Genomic DNA, 24,154 nt, shown 5'->3' on the forward strand with positions numbered 1-24,154 from the left:
TCCCTTCGGATACCTTCCGAGCGAACTTTATTAAATAATTACCGCTTCTTCGACTACTTCTACTAAGCGGAAACGCTTTGTAGCTGATAGCGGGCGAGTTTCCATGATACGTACGATGTCACCAGTTTTTGCAACATTGTTTTCATCATGTGTTTTGAATTTCTTAGAATACTTAACACGTTTTCCATAAAGCTTATGGAACTTGTAAGTTTCAACTAAAACTGTAATAGTTTTATCCATTTTGTCGGATACAACACGACCAGTATAAACTTTACGATCATTACGTTCAGACATTGAGGTTAACCTCCCCTCTGGAATCTTTAGTTATTTGCGCTTAGTTCGCGTTGGCGAACAACCGTTTTAAGACGAGCAATTGATTTACGTACTTCACGGATACGTGCAGTGTTTTCCAATTGGCCGGTAGCTAATTGGAAACGTAAATTAAATAATTCTTCTTTTAATGTTTTTACATTCTGTTCAATTTCGGCAGTGGTTAAATCTCTAATTTCTTTAGCCTTCATTGCTTTCACCACCAATTTCTTCACGTTTTACGAATTTCGTTTTAACAGGTAATTTATGAGAAGCTAAGCGAAGTGCTTCACGGGCTACTTCTTCAGATACACCTGCGATTTCAAACATAATTTTACCTGGTTTTACAACTGCTACCCATCCTTCTGGAGCACCTTTACCGGAACCCATTCGAACTTCTAAAGGCTTTGCAGTGTATGGTTTGTCTGGAAAGATTTTAATCCAAACTTTACCGCCACGCTTCATGTAACGAGTCATTGCGATACGCGCTGCCTCGATTTGGCGGCTTGTGATCCAAGAAGCCTCAAGAGCTTGTAAACCATATTCTCCGAAAGAAACAGTTGTACCGCCTTTTGCTTGGCCTCTCATTTTACCACGATGTTGTCTACGATATTTAACACGTTTAGGCATTAACATAGTAATGAGCCCCCTCCCTTATTTATCGGTTTTTGTTGGAAGGACTTCTCCACGATAGATCCATACTTTAACACCTAATTTACCATACGTAGTATCAGCTTCTGCTGTACCGTAATCAATGTCAGCACGTAAAGTATGAAGTGGTACTGTTCCTTCACTATAATGTTCTGCACGAGCGATATCCGCACCGCCCAGACGTCCAGATACTTGTGTTTTAATTCCTTTTGCTCCAGCACGCATCGCACGTTGGATAGCTTGCTTTTGAGCACGACGGAATGAGATACGGTTTTCTAATTGACGAGCAATATTATCAGCTACAAGTGTTGCATCAATATCTACTTTTTTAATTTCAACGATATTGATATGAACTCGTTTGCCAGTTAAGTTATTTAAAGATTTACGTAAAGCTTCAACTTCAGATCCGCCTTTACCAATTACCATTCCTGGCTTACCAGTATGAATCGTAATGTTTACACGGTTTGCTGCGCGTTCGATTTCAATAGAAGAAACAGCAGCCGTTTTAAGACGTCCTTCAAGATATTCTCTGATTTTAATATCTTCATGTAGTAAGTCTGCATAGTCTTTACCAGCGTACCATTTAGACTCCCAGTCTTTAATGACACCTACGCGAAGACCTGTTGGATTTACTTTTTGACCCACTGACTATCCCTCCTTCTTTTCAGTTACCACAACTGTAATGTGGCTAGTACGTTTATTGATTCTGCTTGCACGTCCTTGTGCACGTGGACGGAAACGTTTCAAAGTAGCGCCTTCGTTTACAAATACTTCAGATACTACCAGATTGTCTGCATCCATTTCATAGTTATGCTCTGCATTAGCAACTGCAGAATTTAATACCTTTTCTACGACTGGAGAAGCTCCGCGCTGTGTATGTTTTAAAATAGCGATTGCTTCGCCAACCTCTTTTCCTCGAATTAGATCTACAACTAAACGAACCTTACGAGGAGCAATACGAACTGATTTCGCAACGGCTTTAGCTTGCATGCCTAGTACCTCCTCTCATTAACGTCTTGTTTTTTTATCGTCACCAGCGTGTCCTCTATACGTACGAGTTGGTGCGAACTCACCTAATTTATGACCGACCATATCTTCAGTGATATATACTGGTACATGCTTACGTCCATCATATACTGCAATTGTGTGACCAACGAACTGCGGGAAAATTGTAGAGCGACGAGACCAGGTTTTTATAACTTGCTTCTTGTCTTCTGTGTTTAACACTTCAATTTTCTTCATTAGATGGTCATCTGCAAAAGGTCCTTTTTTCAAGCTACGACCCATGGATAAGCCTCCTTCCAGGGATTAGAGACGGGTTTTAGTGCCCGCCCGTTTTTCCGTTTATTTTTTACGTCTACGAACGATATACTTATCAGATGGTTTATTGCGTTTACGCGTTTTGTAACCAAGTGTTGGTTTACCCCAAGGTGATACTGGTGATTTACGTCCGATTGGTGCGCGTCCTTCACCACCACCATGCGGGTGATCATTAGGGTTCATTACAGAACCGCGGACAGTTGGGCGTTTACCTTTCCAACGGGAACGACCAGCTTTACCTATACGGATAAGTTCATGCTCAATGTTACCTACCTGGCCGATTGTAGCACGGCAAGTTGTTAAGATTAAACGAACTTCTCCAGAAGCAAGACGTACTAAAGTATACTTTTCTTCGCGTCCAAGGATTTGAGCTTCTGCACCTGCAGAACGTGCTAATTGTCCTCCGCGTCCTGGTTTTAATTCAATATTGTGGATAACTGTACCTACAGGAATGCTTCCCAGTGGTAATGCGTTACCTACTTTAATATCTGCATTTTCACCAGATTCAATAACTTGCCCTACTTGGATGTTTTTCGGAGCAAGGATATAACGTTTCTCACCATCAGCATAATGAATTAATGCAATGTTTGCTGAACGGTTAGGATCGTATTCGATTGTAGCAACGCGTCCTGGCACACCATCTTTATCGCGCTTGAAGTCGATAATACGGTATTGGCGCTTGTGACCGCCGCCTTGATGACGAACCGTTAATTTCCCTTGGTTATTACGTCCACCACGTTTAGATAATGGAGCTAAAAGGGATTTCTCTGGGGTACTCGTAGTAATCTCTGCAAAATCTGAGCCAGACATATTACGTCTACCGTTTGAGGTTGGTTTATACTTTTTAATCGCCATCGTTGTCCCTCCTTTTAGTTTAAATTGTATTTATTCGTTGTTATGATTAAGCCTCAAAGAAATCTAATTCTTTGCTATCCTCTGTTAACTGAACGATAGCTTTTTTGCGGTCAGGGCGATATCCACCGTAACGGCCCATTCGCTTAAATTTACCTTTAAGGTTCATTGTGTTTACTTTTTCAACTTTAACACCAAAGATGGCTTCTACAGCATCTTTGATTTCTGTTTTGTTCGCTTTTACAGCTACTTCAAACGTATATTTTTTCTCTGCCATTAGGTCAGCAGAATTCTCTGTAATGACAGGGCGTTTAATTACATCGCGCAGATCTTTCATTATGCGAGCACCTCCCCTGCTTTTTCAGCTGCATCCTTTGTGATGATCAGCTTGTCATGCGTAAGCAAGTCAAGTACATTCAATCCTTCTACCGTTAATACCTTTACGTTTTGTAAGTTGTTTGCAGAACGTGCAACTGTTTCATCATTCTCAGAAAGAACGATAAGTGCTTTCTCTTCAACTTTCAATCCGTTTAGGATGTTAACAATTTCTTTTGTTTTTGGAGCATCAATTGTGATTGCTTCTAAAACAAACAAACCTTCTTCTTTCACTTTAGAAGATAATGCAGACTTCAACGCTAAGCGACGAACTTTCTTTGGTAATTTGTAGCTATAGCTACGTGGAGTTGGTCCGAAAACAGTTCCACCGCCAACCCATTGTGGTGAACGGATTGACCCTTGACGTGCACGACCAGTTCCTTTTTGACGCCATGGCTTGCGACCTCCACCACGAACTTCAGAACGATTTTTTACAGCATGTGTACCTTGACGTAAAGATGCACGTTGCATAACAACCGCTTCATGAAGTACATGTGTGTTTGGTTCAATACCAAAAACAGCGTCATTTAATTCGATTTCTCCAACATTACTTCCATCCTGTTTTAAAAGTGCTACTTTAGGCATGACATATCCTCCCTTCGTTTATGTGATTAGTTACCTTTTACTGCACTCGTAATTTTCACGTAAGATTTTTTTGCACCAGGGATATTTCCTTTGATTAGCAGTAAATTCTTTTCAGCATCTACACTAACTACTTCAAGGTTTTGAATAGTTACTTGTTCAGAACCCATGTGACCTGGTAATTTCTTGCCTTTGAAAACGCGCATTGCATCAATTGCTCCCATTGCACCAGGGCCTCTATGATAATGAGAACCGTGAGACATTGGTCCGCGTTGTTGATTGTGACGCTTGATAGCACCTTGGAATCCTTTCCCTTTAGATGTACCTGTCACATCAATTTTTTCTCCAGCTTCAAAGATGTCCACTTTGATTTCTTGCCCAACTTCATAGTTGGCAACTTCTGCGCCACGGATTTCACGAACGTAGCGCTTAGGGGCAGTGCCTGCTTTCTCAGCATGACCTTTTTCCGCTTTATTTGTACGTGATTCCTTTTTATCAGCAAAACCGATTTGCAACGCTTCATAACCATCATTTTCTAATGTCTTCTTTTGCAACACAACATTTGCCTCAGCTTGAACGACTGTTACTGGTACAAGTTCTCCATTTTCAGAGAAAAGCTGAGTCATGCCGATTTTACGACCTAAGATTCCTTTCGTCATCCGTTACACCTCCTGTATTTAAAACGAATTATAATTTAATTTCAATATCTACACCAGATGGAAGATCTAAACGCATCAGCGCATCAACCGTTTTTGGTGTAGGCTCAAGAATATCGATCAGACGCTTGTGCGTACGCATTTCGAACTGCTCACGAGAATCTTTGTACTTATGAACTGCACGAAGAATTGTGTAAACAGATTTCTCAGTCGGCAGTGGAATTGGACCAGACACTTTTGCTCCGGAACGCTTTGCAGTTTCCACAATCTTTTCAGCAGACTGATCTAAAATACGGTGATCGTATGCTTTTAAACGAATTCTGATTTTCTCTTTTGCCATCATTTTCCCTCCTTCTCGCCTATATAATTATAGACATTCTCAGCGAAAATTCCTTAGCACTCCGCCATGGCAAAGGGGCCGGGTGTGCCAACAACCTTCCGCATCATCGCATTAATTGACCAACCATTTTATTATACTAGAAATAGTTAATCATAGCAAGCTCATAGATAACCACCTATAAGTTTGCACATTTTTATATTATACATAGTTCCCTGTACGATTGCAAGAGGAATTTAAAAGTTTTTTTGTTTTCCTTATATAATAGAAGAATTCCTGCTCATCTGATTTCACAAGATCTCTTACATTCCACAATAATAATAATAAGCGGAACCGGCTAGTTTACCGTTCCGCTTCAATATATCTCGCAAGGAGTGTCTATTACAATAGTAAAAAGCCGATTGCAATTGGAATAAAACTAAACAGTAGAATCATGACACAAAAACCCATAATATCTCGTATCTTCAATCCTGCGATCGCAAGTACAGGTAAAGCCCAAAATGGCTGAATCATATTTGTCCAAGCATCCCCCCAGGCAACAGCCATTGCTGTTTTTGCTGTATCCGCACCAATTTCAAGAGCTGCTTGGATCATAATTGGACCTTGCACAGCCCACTGCCCTCCGCCAGATGGTACAAAAACATTTACAAGACCGGCGCTGAGAAATGTAAAAATTGGTAATGTATATTCGGTGGAAAAACTGACAAACCATAATGAAATCTGATCGGATAACCCTGATGCTACCATCATTCCCATAATCCCTGCGTAGAAAGGAAACTGTACAATAATCCCCCCAGCATTCTTCACACCGTTCCCTACCGTTTCCAGAAAACGCTTCGGTGTTCTATGGAGAATAATTCCCAAGAAAAGAAAAATAAAATTGACAATGTTTATATTCAGGTCAAATCCATTTGTAACGAAATGATATCCGATAAAAACGAGACCCATAACACCAATCAGAAGCGATAAAACCTGGCTGTTTTCTACCCTCTCTGCCGGTGTTACAGGCTGATGAGCCTCAGCTTCTGTTTTCTCTTCTGACTCATCCTTCCATAACGATGGATTAATTTTACTTAAAGGGTCTGCACCTTTTAGTAAGTATCGATTAAAAAGCGGAAGTGTAATTAATAGTGTAATAACAATAAATACATTAAATGAGCTGAACAATGTCTCTGTTACAGGAATTAGCCCAATGGCATCTTCTAAGAAATGACCCGGAGTGGCAATAAGCAATGGTACTGATCCGGAAAAGCCGCCATGCCAGATAACCATGCCGCTGTATGCACTGGCAATAAGTATTCGGTAATCCACTGTTGGAATTCGCTTTGCAACATGCACAGCAAATAATGCTCCTACAACAAGTCCAAAGCCATAGTTTATTAAACAGGCAATTAAAGCTACGAAAGTTACAAGCATCACCGCTTGTCCCGGAGTTTTAGCTAATCTGCTGATTTTAGCCAAGAAACGTTTCACTACAGGTGTACTTGCTAAAATGTATCCCGTAACAACTACAAGCGACATTTGCATGCCAAATGCAAGCAAATCCCAAAAACCATCCCCCCAATAGGCTATCATTTCCATCGGACCACTATTTGTAAAAAAAACACCTAATAAGTAAACAAAAATTGTCAAAATAATAGCAAATAAAAAAGCATCTGGTAAATACCTCTGTACCAATCTGTCAAAGAACCCCGTTAAAACTTTCAATAGAACTCCCCCCCTGTGTGCTGATATGTCAACCGAATCCCCCAAAAATTACAGAATCGGTTCTATGTGTGGTGTTCAAAAAGTCCGGTCAAAAGAGCTGAGTCGGCTAAGACCTCAACGGAGCGTATGCTTTTACATACCTGAATAACCGGAAAAGCAAGCCGACGCACTTTCACAGGACGTGATGCCTCCTGCGTTATCCGTATGATATGGAAGTGATTAGCAGAGATCCCTTTTCCTAGCGCGTCATTTTTGTTTGGCTTTTTGAGCACCCTATCTATATTCTATCATGCCTCTTCTTTATCAACTATCCTATAAAAATGACACTTAATCAGCCAAGACTGCTCTCCTCATCCCCTGCCAGGATGAGGATTCACTCTATTATAACGCAGCAGAGACATTCGCTTTTATCTATAGAACATTAGTAGATGCCGAAAGATGCCAGAATGATTGCTGCAACAATTGCCAGAATCGGAATAGCTACCGCTACTACAAAAATATCTTTATAGCTGTTTTTATGCGTCATCCCTGTAATGGTAAGCAATGTGATAACTGCACCATTATGCGGCATTGCATCCAGTCCTCCTGATGACAGGGAGGCAATCCGGTGAAACGCCTCCGGATCAATACCTGAACTAAGTGCCAGCTCGTAATATCGCTCACCTAAGGCTTCCAGTGCAATTCCCATTCCTCCTGACGCAGACCCTGTCGCACCAGCCAGAATATTAACAGCAATTGCTTCTGAAATTAGCGGGTTTCCTTTAACCCCCATCAATAGTGCTGTAAGCCGGTCAAAACCGGGAACTGCCTGGACAACAGTACCAAATCCAACAGCAGCACTCGTGTTGACAATGGCAGTAACTGAACCTACTGCACCATTGTTAATAGCTTTCACAAACCCTTTGAACTTTGTGATATTCAATAGAAGCAATAAAAGAATTCCCGATAATAAAGCAACCACAATATCCCATCCAAAAATATTTAAAGTTACCACAACAGTAATCAACGGTAAGATTGATAAAATAAAATGCGGTGTTTCCCCTTCTACATCAACAATTTTATTATCTTTCGGTTCTGTATAGACTTCTCCTTTTGCAGTAAGCTGCTTTTCTCTCCACCGCATATAAAAATAACCCCCGACAGCCATAATAATCGCTGCCGTAATCCCCATGACCGGTGCTGCCATTGCATTTGTATCAAAATACGTAACCGGAATTAAATTTTGAATTTGCGGTGTTCCCGGAATAGCTGTCATCGTAAATGTAAAGGACCCTAATGCAACTGTACCAGGAATTAAGCGCCTGCTGATATTTGCTTCTTTGAATAATGTCAATGCAAGCGGATAGACTGCAAACACTACAACAAATAAGCTCACGCCTCCGTAGGTTAAAACAGCACAGGAAACAAGCACTCCTAATATGGCTCGCCCCGTACCGATTACTTTTGTTAATGCAACAGCGACGGACTTCGCCATTCCTGTGTCTTCCATCAGCTTTCCGAAAACCGCTCCTAGCATGAAGACAGGAAACCATTGTTTAGCAAAATTAACAAATCCGCTCATATAGGTGTCTGTATATGCTTCTAAAAGATCCAGCCCTCCCGTTAACGCAACAACTCCCGCCGCAATGGGAGCAATCCAAATAATGGACCACCCTAAATAAGCAAGAACCATTAAAACAACGAGACCTAAAATAATTCCAAACATTATTCTACCCCTCCGTTTCTCAAACTCTCATGTTGTTCTATGCAGGAGGAGCAGATCTTTATAGCTGCCCATCCATATGCCAGCCCCTCCAGAATTCGAAAAGAACATATTCCCCGCTTCATCATATTGATTTATCCTGCTTCCACTATCATCGCAATCCCCTGTCCTCCTCCAACGCAAAGCGAGACAATACCGTATTTTTTTCCGCTTCTCTTCAACTCTTTCACCAGCGAGTAAAGCACTCTTGTGCCGCTGGCTCCAATCGGATGCCCCAGGGCGATAGCCCCTCCATTAACATTTACTTGCTCACGATGTAAGCCGAGCACCTTCTCAACAGCTAAATACTGCGCAGCAAATGCTTCATTTACTTCAAATAAATCAATATCATCCAGTGTAAGCTCAGCCTTTTGTAAAGCTTGCTTTATTGCTGGAACAGGTCCAATTCCCATATATTCCGGTTCAACACCTGCAATGCCCCAAGATACAATTCTTGCCAGCGGCTGCAGCTGATGCTGCTCAACATAACTTTCATTCGCCACAACAACTGCCCCAGCCCCGTCATTAATTCCGCTTGCATTACCTCCTGTAACCGTTCCATCCTTCTTAAAGGAGGGTTTTAAGCCAGCCAGCTTCTCCACCGTTGTATGTTCACGAATATGTTCATCCGTATTTACAATCGTTGTACCTTTTCTGGATTTTAATTCAATCGGGATAATTTCCTCCTCCAGCTTTCCTGCTTTTTGTGCTTTTGCCGCCCGCTGGTGACTCAGATAAGCATATACATCCTGCTCCTCGCGGGAAATTTGATATTTTTCAGCTATATTTTCTGCTGTAATGCCCATTCCTGAACCGATATATTCATCTGTTAAAGCTGCCCAAAGCATGTCATCCACTTGCGGAGTTCTTAATTTGGTGCCGAATCTGCTCCCTCTTAATGCAAAAGGAGACTGACTCATATTTTCGACTCCTCCAGCCAAGGCTACCTTTCCTTCACCCAGCAAAATCGATTGACCTGCCGAGACTACCGATTGCAGCCCTGACCCGCACAAACGATTTACTGTAAGTGCAGGACTGGATAACGGTACGCCTGCCCGCAATGCAATATGTCTTGTAAGATACGGTGCATTCTTTCCGGAATGAATGACATTTCCGAAAACACATAGATCTATATCTTCGCCACGAATACCGCTGCGGCGCATTGCTTCCTTACTTACTGCTACACCTAGTTCAGTCGGATCAGCATCCTTTAGGCTGCCGCCGAATGTACCAAACGGGGATCTCGCCCCTTCAATCAGATAAATGTTTGTCATTTTATCACCTCTTCACTTTTTTATTGCGCTGTATATCCCCCATCTAATACAATTGCCTGCCCAGTAACTCCTTTTGCTTTATCACTGGCTAAAAACATCGCATAATCCGCAATTTCCTGTACAGCCAAAAGGCGTTTCTGCGGTACAAGCGGGTATAATACCTCCTCCAATACTTTTTCCACCGGAATATTCCGGTTTTTGGCCAGGTCTTCAAATTGCCCGCGTACAAGCGGTGTATCCACATATCCCGGGCAGATAGCATTCACCGTGATTCCGTCTGCTGCGCCCTCTAAGGCAGCCACTTTGGTTAAACCAATCACTCCATGCTTGGCACTGTTATATGCCGCTTTTCCCGCAAAACCAATCAGCCCATTAATGGATGCCATATTAATAATTCGTCCAAACCCCTGCTCTTTCATAAGCGGAAAAATATGTTTTGTTGCCATAAATGGAGCCACCAGCATTACCTTTATCATGAACTCAAACTTTTCAGTTGGAAAATCTTCAATAGAGGATACATGCTGTAATCCAGCATTATTAATTAAAACATCTATTTTCCCATATTTTTCTATTGTTCTATCTAAAGCCTGTTTAAGCTCTTCTTCATTGGTAACATCGCATTTCAGGCCGATACATTCATAGCCCTTCTGCTTTAAATCTTCCGAAACCTCCTTCACTTTCTCCGCATTTACATCTGATAAAGCTACCTTTGCGCCATTATTTGCAAATTCGCGACCAATTTCATATCCAATACCGCTGGCTGCTCCTGTTATAAAAACTACCTTATTTTCTACCATTTCAAAGATCCCCCTTTTTAACTGAACCTATCTTCATGCCAATGAATTATTTTAATAAGCTCCTGTTTGTAAATAATCACTGATTCTGAGCTCCGCTTCCGTTGATGCTAAAACCTCTTCAACCGTCCATCCTTCTGCCACTTCAACCAGCACAAGATTATTTTTCTCTACATCAATTACCGCACGATCCGTAATTATCCTGTTCACTACCTGCTTCCCGGTTAAGGGTAGACTGCATTTTTTCAATATCTTCGGCTCGTTATACTTATTCACATGATCCATAATAACGACGATTTTTTTAGCACCATGCACAATATCCATCGCGCCGCCCATCCCTTTAATCATCTTTCCCGGAATCATCCAGTTAGCCAAATCTCCCGTTTGGGAAACTTCCATCCCTCCCAGAATAGCAAGGTCTAAATGCTCACCTCGAATCATTGCAAACGATTCTGCATTACTGAAGCAGGACGCCCCTCTTTGTGCCGTTACTGTTTCCTTGCCTGCATTAATTAAATCCGGGTCAACCTCTGTTTCTAAAGGAGACTTACCTATACCAAGCAGACCATTTTCCGATTGAAGCACAACTTGCTTTCCCTCTTGAATATAGTTGGCAACCATTGTCGGCATTCCGATTCCTAAATTGACATAGTAACCGCTTTCGATTTCCTGCTCAGCCCGTTTTGCAATTCTTTCTCTGACAGATACTTTATCTAATTGTTTTACCACCTATTTTATCCTCCGCCCGGTTTATATTTCCTGCCTTACGGTTAAACGCTCTATACGTTTTTCCTGTTTACCTTCAATCATAGCCTGAACATAGATTCCTGGTGTATGAACATGATCCGGGTCAATAGAACCTGTTTCAACCAGCTGCTCCACTTCTGCAATCGTTACTTTCCCTGCTGCTGCCATCATCGGATTAAAATTTCTCGCCGTCTTGTTATAAACCAAATTCCCTGCATCATCGCCAACAGCAGCTCTGATCAAACTGAAGTCTGCCTTTAATGCTGTTTGCAGTAAATATTCTTTATCGTTAAAGACGCGTATCTCTCCTGCTTCCGCAATGGGCGTCCCGACTCCAGCAGGTGTATAAAATGCCGGAATCCCTGCTCCGCCAGCTCGAATTCTCTCTGCCAGTGTGCCTTGAGGTGTCAATTCAACCTCTAATTCTCCTGCCAGCACCTGCCGCTCAAACTCCTTATTCTCGCCTACATAAGAACCAATCATTTTATCAATCTGCTTATTTTTCAGAAGTAATCCAAGCCCCCAGTCATCTACACCACAATTATTTGATATAACTGTGAGATGCTTAACCCGTGAGTTTACCAGAGCCAAAATAAGATTCTCGGGAATCCCCACAAGTCCAAAGCCACCTACCATAATGGTAGAACCATCTTGAATATTTTTTACAGCTTCTTCAAAAGATGTATAAATTGTTTTCATCTGCATCTCTCCCTCCATAATATACTAGCAAAAAATGTGCCAATATTGATTATATAAGGAAATAAAGAGCAGGCAATAAAAGTAACTACAAATTGAAAAGCCTATATTCCAGATTCATGGACTATAGACTTTCCCTTCTAATTCAGGACTTTGTAAACCCTTTCAAATCTAAAATCTTAACATTTCCAGCTTTACGGAATGCATTCCATATTTCAGGAATTTATAAGTCATACTTTTTTATTTTTTCATAAAAACTGGATTTGCTGATACCTAGCAACTCAGCAGCTTTTATTTTATCTCCATTCGATTGACTGACAGCGCCGGCAATTGCCTGTTTTTCTGCATTGGCCAAAATCTCCTTCAAACCCATGCCCTCTTTTGTTATATAAAGACTTTGTTGCATATGGTCCGGTAAATCTTCCAATTCGATAATTTCTGTATTTGTCAGGTGCACTGCAGATTCAATCACATTTTCCAGCTCCCGAACATTTCCCGGCCAATCATAGTGCATAAAAAACTTCATGACAGAATCACTGAAGCTGATTACTCTCTTTCCCGTACGTTGGGTAATTTTATCAAGTAAAAATTTTGCAGTTACACGAATATCTTCTGCCCTTTCCTTTAGAGGAGGAATTTTAATAGAAATTACATTAATACGATAATAAAGGTCTTCCCGAAAGCGATTTTCCTTAATTAGTTTTTCAATTGACTGATTTGTTGCAGAAATAATTCGTACATCAATTTTCTGTGTCCTTTCCGCACCGATTGCTTCAACCTCCCCTTCCTGCAGAACACGAAGGATCTTCACTTGTGCATTTAATGGCATATCTCCAATCTCATCCAAAAAAAGAGTACCTCCATCGGCCAACTGAAATTTACCCAGCTTCCCTTCTTTTTTAGCTCCTGTAAATGCACCACCTTCATAACCAAATAATTCAGACTCCAGCAAATCCACCGGGATTGCTGCACAGTTTACTTTTATAAATGGCTTCGCACTGCGCTCACTTAAATGGTGAATACTATGCGCAAAAAGCTCTTTTCCTGTACCACTGCCTCCTTCTAATAATATGGAAGCATCTCCTGATGAAACCTTCTTAATCTTTTCTTTAATTTCATTGATTTGGACAGAGCTGCCGACAACATCTTGTAATGAATAAGTTGCTCCCCTTGGATTACTTAACTTCTTCTGATAGTTTTCAATTTCTAATAATAAATTCTTGATATGAGAATTCATTTTCTTCCATTCTTCTGTATCTCTATATAGTACTGTTCCAACAGCACCAACTAATTTCCCATCAGCAAACAACGGGATACGATTAGCAATCATATGATTCCCTTTTATATATTGCAGATCAGCAATTTCCTCCTTACCTGTTTGTGCAACAATATGCATTCTGGTATTTTCAATAACATCTGTGACATGTTTCCCCAATACGTCCTCCAGCCTGACTTCGATAAAATCACAATAATTTTTATTTAAATATGTAACTAATCCCCGCTCGTTAACAACAACAAAACAAAAATTCGTTTTTTCAAAAACAGCTTCAATGATCTCTTCTCTGTATTTATTATTAAAAAGCATCTTTTCTCCCCTATCCCACAGCTCATGATTTTACACCCATTAAACCCACTCTTATTGTTCACATTTTAAACCTGTTGTTTTTATCATACCAAACTCTTGTCTATCGGAGGAATGCCTTTTTCATAGAGGAGTACAAATTATTAAAGTGTTTGCATTTTTGTATCGTACTTCCTTCATTAATTGTTATCGTCATTATTCTTTATATCACCACATATTGATTTTCTAATCTTCACTTCCACAAAACAAAAGATATAAATAAAAAATAATAATAAACGAAAGATATTGATATAAAACGAAAATTATATTACTATTAATTTAAATACTCATTTAGCTGGTATTTTAAAATAGTGAAAATTAAATGAGGTATTTAATTATAGATAGTTATTTTAAAGGATAAAACCTTAAAGGAGATGGCAGTTATGAACCCGTTTATTCAAGATTTTCTACATGTTACTGAGTCCGCAGCACTTGCAACGTACCCATGGATTGGAACAGGAAATAAAATAGAGGCTGATCAGGCAGCTACAGATGCCATGCGCACTTTACTTAACAGAATACCTATGGATGGCAAGGTTGTTATTGGTGAAGGAGAAGTTGACGAAGCTCCCATGTTATTTATCGGCGAAAAAGTGGGAACGGGAAATGGTGCAGGTATTGATGTCGCTGTTGATCCAATTGATGGCACTACCTCTACTTCTAAAGGAAAAAATAACGCAATTGCTGTCATTGCTGTTGCTAAGGAAGGTACATTGCTTCATGCTCCTGATATGTATATGGAGAAGATTGTAACTGGGCCTGAGGCAGCAGGTAAGATTAACATTGATTTTTCGCTGGAGAAAAATTTACGTATTATTGCAGAGGCAAAAGGGAAAAAGGTTGAGGAATTAAAATTGATTATTCAGGATCGAGAGAGGCATAGCCATTGGGTAGAACAGGCACATGCTTTAGGCGTTAGAACAGAATTATTTGAAGAAGGAGATGTTATTCCTGCCATTGCAACATGTATCCATCGAAGTGATGCAGACTTATTTATTGGCATTGGCGGCGCGCCTGAAGGAGTTCTTGCAGCTGTCGGTGTCAAAAGTCTAGGCGGAGAAATGCAGGCAAGATTACTTCCTAATACAGATGAGCAATGGAATCGCTGTGTGTCGATGGGACTCACGTCTCCAAATAAAGCTCTTTCGCATCATCAATTAGTTGCTACAGATGAATGTGCTTTTATCGCAACAAGCATTACCGGCAATATGCTATTACCAGGAATAGAAAATAACCAGAATGCTTTTACGACGCATTCTATTGTTTTAAATGGGCTAGATAAATGTTTTCGTCTAATAACAACAGAGCATGCTAAACCTTCTATCTAAGAGAATGTAAAGAGCCCGACAAAAATAACGAAGGTACCTGACCCTCGTTATTTCCATACTGATATTACGAATTAAGATTTTGAGTAATCGCCAAATGAATGGGGAAGCCATTAAAGAAGATTTGGCAAGCCAAGCCTGAAAGGCGCAGGATTGCCTTAGTTGGGACTGGAACTGCGATTACTCGCCCCACCGAAAATCCTTACGCTTATACTTTATTCCTTAAATACTTTCTTAAAGTGCAAAAAAGACAGCGTCGTCACGCTGCCTTTTTATTTTAAGCAATTATTATTTTTGGATAGAAGATACAACGCCAGATCCAACTGTACGTCCACCTTCACGGATAGAGAAACGAGTACCGTCTTCGATCGCGATTGGTGAAATAAGTTCTACAGTCATTTCGATGTTATCTCCAGGCATTACCATTTCAGTTCCTTCTGGAAGTTGAATTACTCCAGTTACGTCCGTAGTACGGAAGTAGAACTGAGGGCGGTAGTTAGAGAAGAATGGCGTATGACGTCCACCTTCCTCTTTTGATAATACATAAACTTCCGCTTTGAAGTTTGTGTGTGGAGTGATTGTACCAGGCTTAGCCAATACTTGACCACGGTTGATATCTTCACGAGCCACACCACGTAGTAAAGCACCAATGTTATCTCCAGCTTCTGCATAATCAAGAAGCTTACGGAACATTTCTACTCCAGTTACAGTTGTTTTAGAAGACTCTTCAGCAAGACCGATGATTTCTACTTCGTCCCCAACGCTAACTTGTCCACGTTCAACACGACCTGTAGCAACAGTACCACGACCAGTGATAGAGAATACATCCTCAACCGGCATCATGAATGGTTTTTCTGTATCACGTTCTGGAGTTGGTACATACTCATCAACTGCAGCCATAAGCTCAACAATTTTCTCTTCATATTCTTCGTCGCCTTCAAGTGCTTTAAGAGCAGAACCAGCAACAACTGGTACATCATCACCAGGGAAGTCATACTCAGATAGTAAATCACGAACTTCCATTTCAACTAATTCAAGTAGCTCTTCATCGTCTACCATATCTGTTTTGTTAAGGAATACTACGATAGAAGGTACCCCAACGTTACGAGATAATAGGATGTGCTCACGAGTTTGTGGCATTGGACCATCTGCAGCAGATACTACAAGGATAGCTCCATCCATTTGTGCAGCACCAGTGATCATGTTTTTAACGTAGTCAGCGTGACCTGGGCAGTCAACGTGTGCATAGTGACGAGTTTCTGTTTCATACTCTACGTGAGAAGTTGCGATTGTAATTCCGCGTTCTTTCTCTTCTGGAGCACCATCGATTTGATCGTATGCCATTGCAGTACCATCACCATTACGTTTTGCCATAACAGTAGTGATTGCAGCAGTTAAAGTTGTTTTACCATGGTCAACGTGACCAATTGTTCCAATGTTTACGTGACTTTTCGAGCGGTCGAATTTTTCTTTAGCCATTTATAGTTCCTCCTTTAAATATATAGCAATTTTTATGAGCCAGGAAGTTCTATTAGAATTTCCCAGCCTTTATTAAATGTTATACGTTAGATTGAAGAAAAAATCAATTATTCACCTGCATTTTTCTTGATAATTTCTTCTGTAATGCTTTTCGGTGTTTCTTCGTAGTGATCAAAGTGCATTGTATACACTCCGCGACCTTGCGTGTTTGAACGTAATGAAGTTGCATAGCCAAACATTTCTGCAAGCGGTACGAATGCTTTAACTACTTGCGCAGTTCCGCGTGCTTCCATACCTTCTACGCGCCCACGACGAGATGTAACATCACCCATGATGTCTCCCATGTATTCTTCTGGAACAACAATTTCTACTCTCATCATTGGCTCAAGCAGAACTGGGTTACATTTGTTTTTAGCAGCTTTAAGTGCCATAGAAGCAGCTACTTTAAACGCCATTTCGTTGGAATCGACATCGTGATAGCTTCCATCATATAATGTAGCTTTTACATCGATTAATGGATATCCGGCAAGGACACCATTGTCCATTGCTTCTTCAACACCTTGTTGAACAGCCGGGATGTACTCACGAGGAACAACCCCACCAACGATATTATTAACGAATTCGAATCCGGCGCCTTCTTCGTTTGGCTCAAATTTAATCCAAACGTGACCGAATTGTCCGCGTCCACCAGACTGACGTACGAATTTACCTTCTACTTCAGCAGCAGCACGGAAAGTTTCTCTGTAAGAAACCTGTGGAGCACCAACTGTTGCACCAACTTTAAATTCACGTTTCAAACGGTCAACAATGATATCCAGGTGAAGTTCACCCATACCAGAGATGATAGTTTGTCCCGTTTCTGTATTAGTTTCTGTACGGAAAGTTGGATCCTCTTCCGCAAGCTTAGATAGCGCAATTCCCATTTTATCCTGGTCTGCTTTTGTTTCTGGCTCAATCGCAACAGAGATAACTGGTTCAGGGAACTCCATAGACTCAAGAATAACAAGATTCTTTTCGTCACATAGTGTATCCCCTGTGGTTGTATCTTTTAAACCTACTGCAGCAGCAATTTCACCTGAATAAGCAACAGAGATCTCTTCACGGGAGTTTGCGTGCATTTGCAGGATACGTCCGATACGCTCACGTTTATCTTTTACAGAGTTCTTTACGTAAGAACCTGAGTTAAGTGTACCAGAGTACACACGGAAGAATGTCAGTTTACCAACATAAGGGTCCGTCATAACTTTAAATGCTAATGCAGAGAACGGCGCATCATCAGAAGATGGGCGGGTTACTTTCTCTTCTGTTCCAGGAACGATACCTTCAATTGGAGGTACGTCTGTTGGAGCAGGAAGATAAGCAAGTACGGCATCAAGCATTAACTGAACACCTTTGTTTTTAAATGCAGATCCGCAAAGTACCGGATAGAAGTCTACATTTAATGTTGCTTGACGAATAGCATTTGCAAGTTCCTCGTTAGAAATTTCTTCTCCTTCAAGATACTTCATCATTAGCTCTTCATCAGTTTCAGCTACTGCTTCCACCAAGTTAGCACGCAGCTCTTCTGCTTCGTCTTTTAACTCGGCAGGAATTTCAGTAGTCTCAGCAGTTTGACCTAAATCATCCAGATAGATATGAGCTTCCATCTTAACCAAGTCAATAATTCCACTGAATTCATCCTCAGCACCGATAGGCATTTGGATTGGATGTGCATTTGCACCAAGGCGCTCTTTTAATGTATTTGTTGAATACAAGAAATCTGCACCTGTTTTGTCCATTTTGTTAATGAAAACAATACGTGGAACACCATATGTTGTCGCTTGACGCCATACTGTTTCCGTTTGTGGTTCAACACCAGATTGCGCATCTAGTACAGTTACCGCACCATCCAGTACACGAAGAGAACGTTCAACCTCAACTGTGAAGTCTACGTGTCCCGGTGTATCGATGATATTAATACGGTGGTCTTTCCAGGCAGCAGTTGTTGCAGCGGAAGTAATTGTAATTCCACGCTCCTGCTCCTGCTCCATCCAGTCCATTTGCGATGCACCTTCATGAGTTTCACCAATTTTATGAATACGTCCTGTATAGAAAAGAATACGCTCAGTAGTAGTGGTTTTTCCTGCATCAATGTGCGCCATAATACCGATATTACGTGTCTTTTCCAAGGAGAACTCTCTAGCCATGTATTCTTCTCCTTCCTATAGAAAAAAATGCTTTGATTTATATTACCAACGGTAGTGAGCGAATGCTTTGTTCGCTTCTGCCATTTTATGCATGTCTTCTCTTTTCTTAACAGCAGCTCCTGTGTTGTTAGAAGCATCAAGAATTTCATTAGCAAGACGTTCTTCCATTGTTTTTTCTCCGCGCAGGCGAGAGTAATTAACAATATAACGTAATCCTAAAGCCTGACGACGTTCTGGACGAACCTCCACTGGCACTTGATAGTTTGAACCACCAACACGGCGGGCACGTACTTCAAGTACTGGCATAACATTTTTCATTGCTTGCTCAAAAACTTCCATTGCGTTTTGGCCGCTTCTTTCAGCAACTAATTCAAACGCATTATAAAGGATTTTTTGTGCTTTACCACGTTTCCCATCGATCATGATTTGGTTGATGAGGCGTGTAACTAATTTTGAGTTATAAAGCGGATCTGGTAATACATCACGCTTTGGTACTGGACCTTTACGAGGCATTGTACATCCTCCTTTCCCTTATGTTATTTCTATTACTTATTTTTTAGGTCTTTTCGTTCCATATTTAGAGCGTCCTTGCATACGGCCTTCTACTCCAGCAGTATCAAGTGCTCCACGTACGATGTGATAACGTACCCCCGGTAAGTCTTTTACACGGCCGCCACGGATAAGAACAACACTGTGTTCTTGCAGGTTATGGCCAATACCAGGGATGTATGCAGTTACCTCCATGTTGTTAGACAAACGTACACGCGCATATTTACGAAGTGCAGAGTTTGGTTTCTTAGGAGTTAATGTACCTACACGAGTACATACACCACGCTTTTGCGGAGAGCTCTGATCAGTCATTTTCTTTTTAAAGCTGTTATAGCCTTTATTAAGTGCAGGTGAGTCAGACTTTTTTGTCTTAGACACACGGCCTTTACGAACTAGCTGATTAATTGTTGGCATTGAGTTTTCCTCCTCTCAATATGAATTTAGTAATCAAATAACAATCTTTTGTAATACCACACATCCAGGTGGTTCATTTTTAGTGATAAAAAAATCTCTCACAAAATCCTTGCGAAAAAATCGTTCATCTCATACTTAGATTGCTTTTGTTATTATTGTTTAAAATAAACCGACGTTCCGATGATGGATTGCTTCTAAAGATTACTTTTGCAAGCATAATCAGAAGCACCTTGAATATAATACCACCCTCTATATTGTTTGTCAATATATTCTTGGTATTTTTTCGGCGCTCCCAAAAATAACTTACAATGTGATTACAAGAAGGGGATATCCCCTTCTTGATCAGCATTCCATTTTATACTCTTTGTGTGCTCTCTTCATCTGCTGTTTCTTCATCAGATTCCGGCAGATCAAGCTCGGCTTCTAAAGTACGGTATTGCGGCATTCCTGTACCAGCCGGGACAAGCTTACCGATAATAACATTCTCTTTTAAGCCAAGTAACTCATCACGTTTTCCTTTAATAGCAGCATCAGTCAAGACACGTGTCGTTTCCTGGAAGGATGCAGCTGATAAGAAGGAATCCGTTTCAAGAGATGCTTTGGTGATACCAAGTAATACCGGACGCCCTGTTGCAGGGTCTGCGCCGTCTTTAAATACTTTTTCGTTTGCATCCCTGAATTGGTGCAATTCAAGTAAGGAGCCTGGCAATACGTCTGTATCTCCAGAGGACGTAACACGGATCTTACGAAGCATCTGGCGAACCATTACCTCTACGTGTTTATCTCCGATTTCTACCCCTTGCATACGATATACTCGCTGTACTTCTTTCAGCAGGTAGTCTTGAACGCCTTCTACACCTTTTACGCGAAGAAGCTCTTTCGGATCCACCGAACCTTCTGTAAGCTCTTGCCCGGTTTCCACTTGATCTCCTTCTTGCACTTTCAAACGGGCGTTGTACGGAACAGCATAGCTGCGTTGTTCTACACTACCCTGAATAACAATTTCTTGTCTATCCTTTACTTCCTTCATTTCCAGAACCGTACCGGCAATTTCCGTAATGACTGCCTGCCCTTTCGGATTACGCGCTTCAAATAATTCTTGGATACGCGGTAAACCTTGTGTAATATCATCTCCGGCAACTCCGCCTGTATGGAAGGTACGCATTGTCAGCTGTGTACCCGGCTCTCCGATAGATTGAGCTGCGATAATTCCTACCGCTTCGCCAACCTCTACATCTGATCCAGTAGCTAAATTACGGCCATAACATTTCTGACATACGCCATGCTTCGTGTTACAAGTGAAGGCTGTACGGATTGTTACTTCTTCAATACCAGCTTCCACAATAGCTTTGGCCTGATCTTCGTGGATGAGTTCATTTTTCTTCACAATGAATTCACCAGTTTCAGGGTGCTGTACATTTTCGAATGCTGTTCTGCCGATCAAACGGTCTAATAGCGGTTCAATCACTTCTGATCCATCTACAAGTGCAGCAACCTTCAGACCGCGATCCGTTCCACAATCTGCCTCACGAATGATAACATCCTGCGCAACATCTACAAGTCGGCGGGTCAAGTAGCCTGAATCAGCTGTTTTCAGTGCTGTATCAGCAAGACCTTTACGGGCACCATGCGTAGAAATAAAGTATTCCATTACCGTTAGCCCTTCACGGAAACTGGACTTGATCGGGATTTCTATAATTTTACCGGATGGGTCAGCCATCAATCCACGCATACCAGCAAGCTGGGTGAAGTTTGATGCGTTACCGCGGGCACCGGAATCACTCATCATATAGATCGGATTTCGTTCGCTTAATGACCCCATCAGACGATCCTGAATAACATCTTTCGCCTCTGACCAGATAGCAATAACACGGTCATAACGCTCTTCTTCTGTTATCAGACCACGACGGAATTGTTTTAACACTTTATCTACTTTTACTTGTGCTTCGTCTAAGATACCTTGTTTTTCAGCAAGTACAACGATATCAGAGATACCAACTGTCATACCAGCTTTTGTAGAGTAGCTGAACCCAAGGTCTTTCATACGGTCAAGCATTTTAGAGGTTTCCGTGATTTTGAACCGCTTGAATACTTCAGCGATAATATCACCCAGGAAGCCTTTCTTAAATGGCTTAATCACATCACGTTTTTTAATTTCTTCTTTAATATTCGTACCAGAATCAATGAAATATTTTTCCGGTGTTTTTTCTTCTAAATTCCCTTTTGTAGGTTCATTCATGTACGGGAAGGAATCTGGAAGAATTTCATTAAAGATTAATTTACCGACCGTTGTTAACAACAGCTGGCTGTTTTGTTTTTCTGTAAATGTTTTATTATTTAAGCTGGATGCCTGCACGGCAATACGTGTATGCAGATGAGCATATCCAGTTTGATAAGCAATTAATGCTTCGTTTGTATCTTTGAAGTAAGAGCCTTCTCCAATGGCACCTTCACGTTCTAATGTAAGGTAGTAGTTTCCAAGCACCATATCCTGTGATGGTGTAACAACTGGTTTTCCATCCTTCGGGTTAAGAATATTTTGCGCTGCCAGCATTAAAATTCTTGCTTCTGCCTGCGCTTCTGCCCCAAGTGGAACGTGTACAGCCATCTGGTCCCCATCAAAGTCGGCGTTATATGCCGTACATACTAGTGGATGCAGTCGGATTGCACGCCCATCAACCAACGTAGGTTCAAATGCTTGAATCCCCAATCTGTGAAGGGTCGGTGCACGGTTAAGCAGTACCGGGTGCTCCTTAATAACATCTTCAAGAACATCCCATACATCAGGGTGCACTCTTTCAATTTTTCGCTTCGCTGATTTAATATTGTGTGCGAGACCTCTGGATACTAATTCCTTCATAATAAACGGTTTAAATAGTTCCAGCGCCATTTCTCTTGGCAGACCGCACTGATACATCTTCAAATGAGGTCCAACGACAATAACAGAACGTCCGGAATAATCAACACGTTTACCTAATAGATTTTGACGGAAACGGCCCTGCTTCCCTTTCAACATATGAGAAAGAGATTTTAATGGACGGTTACCTGGTCCTGTAACAGGACGTCCGCGACGGCCATTATCGATCAAAGCATCGACAGCTTCTTGAAGCATCCGCTTCTCGTTTTGAACGATAATGCTTGGAGCACCTAAGTCAAGCAGGCGTTTTAAGCGGTTGTTACGGTTAATAACACGACGGTAAAGGTCATTTAAATCAGAAGTAGCGAAACGTCCGCCATCTAATTGAACCATTGGACGAATTTCTGGAGGGATAACTGGAAGGACATCTAAAATCATCCAGCTTGCTTCGTTTCCAGAGTTACGGAATGCTTCCATTACTTCCAAACGTTTAATAGCACGCGTACGGCGTTGACCGTGAGCTGTTTTCAGCTCTTCACGCAGTGCGTCGACTTCTTTTTCTAAGTCAAGATCCTGTAATAATTTACGGATAGCTTCTGCTCCCATTTGAGCTTTGAAATTATTACCGTATTTATCATAATAAGAGCGGAACTCTTTTTCAGAAAGCAATTGCTTCTTCTCAAGAGGTGTGCTTCCCGGATCGGTTACAATGTATGCTGCAAAATAGATAACTTCCTCTAATGCACGAGGAGACATATCTAATACTAATCCCATCCGGCTCGGAATCCCTTTAAAATACCAAATATGGGATACGGGAGCAGCAAGCTCAATATGCCCCATACGCTCACGGCGTACTTTAGCCTTTGTCACTTCTACACCGCACCGGTCACAGACAACACCTTTGTAACGGACACGTTTGTACTTGCCACAGTGACATTCCCAATCCTTTGTCGGCCCAAAGATACGCTCACAGAACAAACCATCTTTTTCCGGTTTTAACGTACGATAGTTAATTGTTTCTGGTTTTTTCACTTCACCGTAAGACCAAGAACGAATCTTTTCTGGTGAAGCAAGCCCTATTTTCATATACTCAAAATTATTTACATCCAACAAGGGGCAATCCTCCCTTTTACAAGTTAAGAAAGTTTGAAAAAACCTGGCTTATCGTCATATCTTGGCGAAAGTCGGAGGTTTCTTTAAACGAAATTTATCACAGCGTGAGTGTCCGTAATTTCCCCTGCCTTTATCTAGTTAGATAACTATTATAAATCTGCCGGGGAAAACGGGCACTGCATTCCTGTATAACTGAAGCTAAATTCAGCGGGAATCCCCCCTGAACCAAGTTTTATTTTATGTGAAGTGCAGAATGGCTCTATGAAACAGGAACTTCCACTAAGAGCGCTCACGCCGTGTGGGTAATGTAGATATCCCCACAACTGTTTTCGGTGAGGCGAGTATTCGCAAAAGCTCTTCGGTGGGACGAGTAATCGCAGTTCCAGCCCCAGTCCCGATCCTGTGAAGCCATTCCTGCACAAAATTTTATTGATTTAGTGGTTCTTCCACTTCGATGTTAAGCTTCGTTGATGTTTGACCTTCTTCATCCTCTAATTCACGCATATCAATCTCATCTTCTGTACTGGAGAGCATCTTCACATCCATACCAAGACTTTGAAGCTCTTTAA

24 protein-coding genes are annotated in these 24,154 nt (G+C 41.3%); 1 reads left to right on the forward strand and 23 read right to left on the reverse strand.

The window, feature by feature from the left end:
- Positions 1–30: 30 nt before the first annotated feature.
- From rpsQ to FLK20_RS16905, 18 genes are all read right to left on the reverse strand, one after another.
- On the reverse strand, positions 31–294 hold the full coding sequence (gene rpsQ / locus FLK20_RS16820) for a 30S ribosomal protein S17 (RefSeq protein ID WP_077605113.1): 264 nt from the start codon (positions 292–294) through the stop codon (positions 31–33).
- Positions 295–320: 26 nt separating this feature from the next.
- Entirely contained in the window at positions 321–521 is a 201-nt protein-coding gene (gene rpmC, locus FLK20_RS16825) for a 50S ribosomal protein L29 (protein ID WP_040985079.1), read from the reverse strand.
- A complete protein-coding gene (gene rplP, locus FLK20_RS16830; protein WP_152657747.1) occupies positions 511–945 on the reverse strand; it encodes a 50S ribosomal protein L16 in 435 nt (144 codons plus the stop codon). Before rplP ends, rpmC begins: the two co-directional genes overlap by 11 nt.
- A gap of 18 nt (positions 946–963) precedes the next feature.
- Positions 964–1,605: a 30S ribosomal protein S3 gene (gene rpsC / locus FLK20_RS16835; RefSeq protein WP_152657748.1), complete on the reverse strand. Its 642-nt coding sequence runs from the start codon at positions 1,603–1,605 to the stop codon at positions 964–966.
- A gap of 3 nt (positions 1,606–1,608) precedes the next feature.
- Positions 1,609–1,950: a 50S ribosomal protein L22 gene (rplV, locus tag FLK20_RS16840; protein WP_152657749.1), complete on the reverse strand. Its 342-nt coding sequence runs from the start codon at positions 1,948–1,950 to the stop codon at positions 1,609–1,611.
- An 18-nt stretch (positions 1,951–1,968) separates the two neighbouring features.
- Entirely contained in the window at positions 1,969–2,247 is a 279-nt protein-coding gene (rpsS, locus tag FLK20_RS16845; protein WP_152657750.1) for a 30S ribosomal protein S19, read from the reverse strand.
- 57 nt (positions 2,248–2,304) lie between these two features.
- Positions 2,305–3,135 (reverse strand): 50S ribosomal protein L2, encoded by an 831-nt coding sequence (gene rplB, locus FLK20_RS16850; protein WP_152657751.1) that lies wholly within the window; start codon positions 3,133–3,135, stop codon positions 2,305–2,307.
- 46 nt (positions 3,136–3,181) lie between these two features.
- The gene (rplW, locus tag FLK20_RS16855) at positions 3,182–3,469 is read right to left on the reverse strand and encodes a 50S ribosomal protein L23 (protein ID WP_152657752.1); all 288 of its coding nucleotides are present in this window, start codon (positions 3,467–3,469) and stop codon (positions 3,182–3,184) included.
- Positions 3,469–4,092: a 50S ribosomal protein L4 gene (rplD, locus tag FLK20_RS16860; protein ID WP_152657753.1), complete on the reverse strand. Its 624-nt coding sequence runs from the start codon at positions 4,090–4,092 to the stop codon at positions 3,469–3,471. Before rplD ends, rplW begins: the two co-directional genes overlap by 1 nt.
- A gap of 26 nt (positions 4,093–4,118) precedes the next feature.
- Positions 4,119–4,748, reverse strand: coding sequence for a 50S ribosomal protein L3 (gene rplC / locus FLK20_RS16865; RefSeq protein WP_152657754.1), 630 nt, complete (start codon positions 4,746–4,748; stop codon positions 4,119–4,121).
- A 28-nt stretch (positions 4,749–4,776) separates the two neighbouring features.
- Complete coding sequence (rpsJ, locus tag FLK20_RS16870; RefSeq protein WP_152657755.1) at positions 4,777–5,085, reverse strand: 30S ribosomal protein S10; 309 nt, start codon at positions 5,083–5,085, stop codon at positions 4,777–4,779.
- A gap of 378 nt (positions 5,086–5,463) precedes the next feature.
- A complete protein-coding gene (locus tag FLK20_RS16875) occupies positions 5,464–6,789 on the reverse strand; it encodes a short-chain fatty acid transporter (RefSeq protein ID WP_152657756.1) in 1,326 nt (441 codons plus the stop codon).
- 421 nt (positions 6,790–7,210) lie between these two features.
- Positions 7,211–8,494 carry a GntP family permease gene (locus tag FLK20_RS16880; RefSeq protein ID WP_152657757.1) on the reverse strand — a complete coding sequence of 428 codons (1,284 nt, stop codon included), beginning with the start codon at positions 8,492–8,494 and terminating at the stop codon, positions 7,211–7,213.
- 131 nt (positions 8,495–8,625) lie between these two features.
- The gene (locus FLK20_RS16885) at positions 8,626–9,804 is read right to left on the reverse strand and encodes a thiolase family protein (RefSeq protein ID WP_152657758.1); all 1,179 of its coding nucleotides are present in this window, start codon (positions 9,802–9,804) and stop codon (positions 8,626–8,628) included.
- Between the two features lie 20 nt (positions 9,805–9,824).
- Complete coding sequence (locus tag FLK20_RS16890; protein ID WP_152657759.1) at positions 9,825–10,601, reverse strand: 3-hydroxybutyrate dehydrogenase; 777 nt, start codon at positions 10,599–10,601, stop codon at positions 9,825–9,827.
- A gap of 51 nt (positions 10,602–10,652) precedes the next feature.
- On the reverse strand, positions 10,653–11,327 hold the full coding sequence (locus FLK20_RS16895) for a 3-oxoacid CoA-transferase subunit B (RefSeq protein WP_152657760.1): 675 nt from the start codon (positions 11,325–11,327) through the stop codon (positions 10,653–10,655).
- A 21-nt stretch (positions 11,328–11,348) separates the two neighbouring features.
- A complete protein-coding gene (locus FLK20_RS16900) occupies positions 11,349–12,044 on the reverse strand; it encodes a CoA transferase subunit A (protein WP_152657761.1) in 696 nt (231 codons plus the stop codon).
- A 220-nt stretch (positions 12,045–12,264) separates the two neighbouring features.
- Complete coding sequence (locus FLK20_RS16905) at positions 12,265–13,626, reverse strand: sigma-54 interaction domain-containing protein (protein ID WP_152657762.1); 1,362 nt, start codon at positions 13,624–13,626, stop codon at positions 12,265–12,267.
- Between the two features lie 419 nt (positions 13,627–14,045).
- Between FLK20_RS16905 and glpX the strand changes: the two genes are divergently transcribed.
- A complete protein-coding gene (gene glpX, locus FLK20_RS16910; protein WP_152657763.1) occupies positions 14,046–14,990 on the forward strand; it encodes a class II fructose-bisphosphatase in 945 nt (314 codons plus the stop codon).
- 285 nt (positions 14,991–15,275) lie between these two features.
- Here glpX and tuf read toward each other — a convergent pair whose 3' ends face one another.
- The 5 genes from tuf to rpoC all read right to left on the reverse strand — a co-directional run bounded on the left by tuf (position 15,276) and on the right by rpoC (position 23,585).
- Entirely contained in the window at positions 15,276–16,466 is a 1,191-nt protein-coding gene (tuf, locus tag FLK20_RS16915) for an elongation factor Tu (RefSeq protein ID WP_152657764.1), read from the reverse strand.
- Between the two features lie 107 nt (positions 16,467–16,573).
- Positions 16,574–18,652 (reverse strand): elongation factor G, encoded by a 2,079-nt coding sequence (gene fusA, locus FLK20_RS16920; RefSeq protein WP_152657765.1) that lies wholly within the window; start codon positions 18,650–18,652, stop codon positions 16,574–16,576.
- A gap of 42 nt (positions 18,653–18,694) precedes the next feature.
- On the reverse strand, positions 18,695–19,165 hold the full coding sequence (gene rpsG, locus FLK20_RS16925; protein ID WP_152657766.1) for a 30S ribosomal protein S7: 471 nt from the start codon (positions 19,163–19,165) through the stop codon (positions 18,695–18,697).
- A 36-nt stretch (positions 19,166–19,201) separates the two neighbouring features.
- Entirely contained in the window at positions 19,202–19,615 is a 414-nt protein-coding gene (gene rpsL / locus FLK20_RS16930) for a 30S ribosomal protein S12 (RefSeq protein WP_152657767.1), read from the reverse strand.
- Positions 19,616–19,970: 355 nt separating this feature from the next.
- Positions 19,971–23,585 (reverse strand): DNA-directed RNA polymerase subunit beta', encoded by a 3,615-nt coding sequence (rpoC, locus tag FLK20_RS16935; RefSeq protein WP_152657768.1) that lies wholly within the window; start codon positions 23,583–23,585, stop codon positions 19,971–19,973.
- Positions 23,586–24,154 lie beyond the last annotated feature (569 nt).

Source organism: Oceanobacillus sp. CFH 90083 (assembly GCF_009389585.1).
Lineage (GTDB): Bacteria > Bacillota > Bacilli > Bacillales > Amphibacillaceae > Oceanobacillus.